This window comes from uncultured Corynebacterium sp., from assembly GCF_945649885.1.
GTDB lineage: Bacteria > Actinomycetota > Actinomycetes > Mycobacteriales > Mycobacteriaceae > Corynebacterium.
The window spans coordinates 1-4,389 of the sequence record NZ_CALZFS010000168.1; the positions used below are offsets into that span (position 1 = coordinate 1).

Annotated in this window: 6 protein-coding genes and 2 pseudogenes; 5 read left to right on the plus strand and 3 right to left on the minus strand. The window is 55.0% G+C overall.

All coding sequences use genetic code 11. The features are described from left to right. The 3 genes and pseudogenes from Q0M74_RS13120 to Q0M74_RS13130 all read left to right on the plus strand — a co-directional run. Positions 1–301: pseudogene (locus Q0M74_RS13120) on the plus strand (hypothetical protein); the annotation flags it as partial. After that, entirely contained in the window at positions 301–768 is a 468-nt protein-coding gene (locus tag Q0M74_RS13125; protein WP_293955184.1) for a hypothetical protein, read from the plus strand. The pseudogene Q0M74_RS13120 and the gene Q0M74_RS13125, both read left to right, overlap by 1 nt. Before the next feature lie 30 nt (positions 769–798). Continuing rightward, positions 799–1,260 (plus strand): hypothetical protein, encoded by a 462-nt coding sequence (locus Q0M74_RS13130; protein WP_293955186.1) that lies wholly within the window; start codon positions 799–801, stop codon positions 1,258–1,260. A gap of 20 nt (positions 1,261–1,280) precedes the next feature. On the opposite strand, the gene Q0M74_RS13135 is transcribed toward Q0M74_RS13130, so the two are convergent. Continuing rightward, positions 1,281–1,658, minus strand: a complete 378-nt coding sequence (locus Q0M74_RS13135) for a hypothetical protein (RefSeq protein ID WP_293955188.1) — start codon at positions 1,656–1,658, stop codon at positions 1,281–1,283. Between the two features lie 106 nt (positions 1,659–1,764). On the opposite strand from Q0M74_RS13135, the gene Q0M74_RS13140 reads away from it, so the two are divergent. Further along, positions 1,765–2,607, plus strand: a complete 843-nt coding sequence (locus Q0M74_RS13140) for an aldo/keto reductase (protein ID WP_293955190.1) — start codon at positions 1,765–1,767, stop codon at positions 2,605–2,607. Further along, entirely contained in the window at positions 2,594–2,992 is a 399-nt protein-coding gene (locus tag Q0M74_RS13145; RefSeq protein WP_293955192.1) for a hypothetical protein, read from the plus strand. Before Q0M74_RS13140 ends, Q0M74_RS13145 begins: the two co-directional genes overlap by 14 nt. On the opposite strand, the gene Q0M74_RS13150 is transcribed toward Q0M74_RS13145, so the two are convergent. Together Q0M74_RS13150 and Q0M74_RS13155 are read right to left on the minus strand one after the other, a co-directional pair. Beyond that, complete coding sequence (locus Q0M74_RS13150; protein WP_293955194.1) at positions 2,975–3,901, minus strand: SGNH/GDSL hydrolase family protein; 927 nt, start codon at positions 3,899–3,901, stop codon at positions 2,975–2,977. The genes Q0M74_RS13145 and Q0M74_RS13150 overlap by 18 nt on opposite strands. Before the next feature lie 198 nt (positions 3,902–4,099). Beyond that, positions 4,100–4,389, minus strand: a pseudogene (locus Q0M74_RS13155) (50S ribosomal protein L5); the annotation flags it as partial.

Consider the following 4,389-nt stretch of genomic DNA (forward strand, 5'->3'; position numbering starts at 1 on the left):
CGTGGATGTCGATGCCCTGGTGGATGAGCTCCTGGCCCATGAACCAGGGAGTTTCCACTTCTATGGAATTAACCTCAAGCTTCCCTCCAGGTGGTCTGAGATGAAGGAAAAACACATCCAGGACTGTCTTTGGTGGGCCTTGGATCACTGGTTCTACTATTTCAGCAGCCAGGTCGGATTTAATACTGACATTCAAAAGTTCAAGCGTGGCCAGGTCCCAGGTGATCTCCGCACAGCATGCTACTTCTACACTTTTAGCAATCCTGAGAATCCCAATGTCCAGTTCGCCGGAGAAATCTGATGAACACACCAGCCAGAGATGAACTGATCCGTATCTTCCCGCAGTGGTTTATCTCCGCTGCAGAGCATCATGACTACGTGCCGGGACAGGTGATGAAATTCTCCCCTGGTCGGTGGTTCTTCCCCGACTTCAGCTTCCACGATGACCACGCTGACTACGTGGTGATGCTCTTCGTGGATGTCGATGCCCTGGTGGATGAGCTCCTGGCCCATGAACCAGGGAGTTTCAATATCACTGGACCAGACCTGGATATTCCGCTGGAATGGCAGGGATTAGACCTCAAGCAGATTCAGGACTGCCTCTGGTACGCACTCTCGGAATGGTTCAGGTACTTCAGCTATCATGTGGGAACTGACACTGATCGTGTGAAATCTCTTCGTGGTGAAGGGCACACGGATCTTCGTACCGCCTGTTATTTCGATACTTTTGCTGGCAGGCCCAATATCCAGTTTCTGAATGATCTCTAAAGCCTGCGATGCTCAACTAGTCTGATGACCATGTCAGCCAGAGATGAACTCATCCGCATCTTCCCGCAGTGGTTTATCTCTGCTGCAGAAGACCAGGACTACTCACCGGGACAGATGATGAAGTTCTCCCCTGGCTGGTGGTTCTTTCCTGACTTCAGTTTCACTTACGACGAGAACGACTATGTTGTAATGCTGTTCGTGGATGTCGATGCCCTGGTAGATGAGCTCCTGGCCCATGAACCAGGGAGTTTCCACTACCCGGGGATGACGCTCAAATTCCCCGAAAAGTGGAATGAACTCAATGAGAAACATATCCAGGACTGCCTCTGGCATGCCCTGGAAGAATGGTTCTTTTATTTTGATTACCGGGTCGGGTTTGCTACTGATATCAAAAAGGAAAACCGTGGACAGATCCTCGGTGGCCTTCGCTCAGCCTGCTACTTCGATGCTTTTTCCGACAGGCCCAATATCCAGTTTCTCACCGAGGTCTAGGGAGAAGCTGTCCCACCGGTTTAGCCATGCTGCTGAGATTTGAACAGCATATAGAACATCACCAGTAGTGGCACCATGAATGCCAGCAACATCAGAAATGATGTCCACTGTGTCCACATCACCACTGCTGCAGCCACCATCGCCACTGCTGCAGCCACCATCGCCACTGCGGGAAGAGCGAACCGTGCCCAGTCTGGATAGGACAGTTCCTGGGCGGTGAAGTACAGCAGTCCTGCACCGAGGAACGTCACAGGAGCACACACTAACCAGTCCCCCAGTGCCAATGTGTCCCCTGTTTTTGCGATACCCCGGAAAGTCGCAATGCCACTCCAAAGAAGAAGTGGCCCGAGGAATGCGCAGATCATCTGCCATGATGTCTTCTGGGTGCTCGTGTCCATGAGGTCCTTAAATTTCAGCTGCAGCAGGAGTTCTTGTCATTCACCTTAACAACGATGCCCTGCGCGGACAGACCATTCAATGGCATCATTCGCTACCCTGGCGGGCATGACTTCTCCAATGGATTCCTCCAAGACTGAACCACTGATTTCCCTGCCACCGATTGGTTTCGGCACCGTCCACCTTGATGGTGCTGCGGGTGTCCAGGCCATGACCTCTGCCATCCAGACCGGTTACCGGCTGATTGACACCGCCTACAACTATGAAAATGAAGGCGCGGTCGGTGTCACGATCCGTAAATCCGGGGTGCCACGCGATGAACTCATCGTCACCAGCAAGCTACCGGGGCGTTTCCACCAGTATGATCTGGCCGGCCCCCGCATCGAGGAGAGCCTCTACCGCCTGGGTCTGGATCACATTGATCTTCTGCTCATCCACTGGCCCAACCCCAGCAAGGATCTCTACGTGGAGGCCTGGCAGGCGCTTATCGACGCCCGCAACCGTGGTGTCGTCAAGCACATCGGAGTATCCAACTTCCTGCCAGAGCACATCCAACGCCTCGAGGCTGAGACCGGCGAGCTGCCAGCCGTCAACCAGATCGAATTACACCCCTACTTCCCGCAGGTGGAACAGGTGGAATGGCATGATGCCCGTGGCATCGTCACGGAAGCCTGGAGTCCTTTGAGTAATGGCCGTGGTCTGGTGGATGAGCCCCTGCTCACGGAGATCGGACAACGCTACGGGGTGGGTGGCGGCGAAGTCGCATTGGCCTGGCACCATGCCCGTGGCATTGTCCCCATCCCCCGGTCCACCAAACCAGAGCGTCAGAAATCCAACCTGGAGGCCATCAACATCCAGCTCACCGCTGAAGAAGTCGCCGCGGTCACTGCGTTGGGTAGATACGATGGACGTATCAAGGGACAGGACCCAGCAAGCTATGAAGAGTTTTAAATTCTCTTATTTTCTGTTGAGTGTCATCGCCATCCAATTGGCATTAATGGCACTTTTCTTCACCGACGCCTTCTTCACCATCGGTGGTCCCTGGGTGTTCTATCTGGGAGCCTCTGTCTCTGTTGCCGGTGTGATCATCCCATTTTTCCTCAAGGTGGACACAGCACTCACACTGCTCAACTTTCTCCCCGGTCTGGCCTTCGTCACCGGGTGGGGATCATGGGTGTGGCTTCACATCATTGATGAGACAGGACCAGTCATCAATATCTGGGGTGTTCTGGGGCCCTCAGTGGGGCTCATTGCCACCATCAGCCTCTATCTTGCCCTGCTCATCGCAGCGTTTATCACCAATAGAAACAGCACTGGATTATATCCGGTCCGCTAGCAGCCCGGCAGTCACGGAATCCCCCTTGGGTGATGGGTGCCAGGTTCCACCAACAGCATCCACCCGCAGATCCAGCACCCCGTTCACCCACGGATCTGCCGAACAGCTGCTGTGCCCAGCAGTGGCTTCACGCAGATCAAGGTGGTCTACCTCCAGAATCTCAGAAGCGTCTTTGATCGCGTTTTCCAACTGGTTCATATAGGACACCAGCGCGGAGGCATCAGGTTTCCTGATCTCAGTGCCACCCACACGAACACAGATCTCACCACCTGTTCGTGGCATGTATTCCTGGTAGCCGAGCAGGGTGATCTCCGCATCAGGTGCGTAGTACTCAAGGTAATCAATGACAGGCTTCATGCGCTCGGCATAGTGTTCACCGGTCACAGCTGCCGGGTCCTGCATGGTTCCTGCTGCCACGGCCCTATCACCGCATCCGTGGGCAAGATCAAAAAGGCAGTTGATCACAGAATGACGCAGGTTGGTTGCCGAGTGTCCCCAGTGATCATTCTTGCCGAATTGGATGAAGATATGTTCTGTGCGAGGCCCAATCGCACTACGGGTTTCTGCATGGCGGACCTCATCGGAGAAGTGGAAGCCGGTGGAGTCGATGGAGGCACCATTACAGGAAAGGTCAATGAGTTCACCCCGCGCCAAGCCCTGGATACTCTGCAGTTGAGCTGGCCAGGACTGTGCGCCCTTGAGGCAGCCGCGTTCATCAACACGGAAGGGAGTGTTGGTTCCTGAGGCATGGGAATCACCAAAGACCACCACCTTGGCGCCGCCTTCCGGTGCCTGGGAGTCAGCAATCCCGGTGGAGGATGTCAGGCTCCGGAGAATCCCTGTTTCCTGGGTCGCACTACTGCCCACAGCCTGTGCCGTGTCCACGGGGATGACAACCATGAGCATCATGGTGAGCAGGGCCGTGATTATTGCCCGGGGGTTTCCCTGCATCATGGTTGTATTCTCCTTGTGTGCCGACCTTCAGGGGCCAACAGGTAGTTGAGAAGTTTCCCCCGGCGAAGTTCTTTATACCTTAGCCCTAGAACCCCCTGGGAATAGCAAAAAGCACCTATCCTGAAAGGATAGGTGCTTTTTAGATGTAGGAAATTACATCTGGCGCTTGCCGTCTTCACCCTTGAATGGGAAGCCGAGCTCGCGCAGCAGGGAGCGACCCTCATCGTCGGTCACAGCGGTGGTGACAACGGTGATGTCCATACCACGAGGACGGTCGATCTTGTCGACGTCGATCTCGTAGAACATGGTCTGCTCGGTGAGGCCGAAGGTGTAGTTACCGTGGCCGTCGAACTGCTGGTCGGAGAGTCCACGGAAGTCGCGGATACGTGGCAGGGCCACGGTCAGCAGACGGTCCAGGAACTCCCACATGCGGTCGCCGCGGA

Bases quoted from the DNA above. Each gene is read 5' to 3' on its own strand.
- Q0M74_RS13145 (WP_293955192.1), top strand. From the start codon at position 2,594: ATGAAGAGTTTTAAATTCTCTTATTTTCTGTTGAGTGTCATCGCCATC.
- Q0M74_RS13140 (WP_293955190.1), top strand. From the start codon at position 1,765: ATGACTTCTCCAATGGATTCCTCCAAGACTGAACCACTGATTTCCCTG.
- Q0M74_RS13135 (WP_293955188.1), bottom strand. From the start codon at position 1,658: ATGGACACGAGCACCCAGAAGACATCATGGCAGATGATCTGCGCATTC.
- Q0M74_RS13125 (WP_293955184.1), top strand. From the start codon at position 301: ATGAACACACCAGCCAGAGATGAACTGATCCGTATCTTCCCGCAGTGG.
- Q0M74_RS13150 (WP_293955194.1), bottom strand. From the start codon at position 3,901: ATGATGCTCATGGTTGTCATCCCCGTGGACACGGCACAGGCTGTGGGC.
- Q0M74_RS13130 (WP_293955186.1), top strand. From the start codon at position 799: ATGTCAGCCAGAGATGAACTCATCCGCATCTTCCCGCAGTGGTTTATC.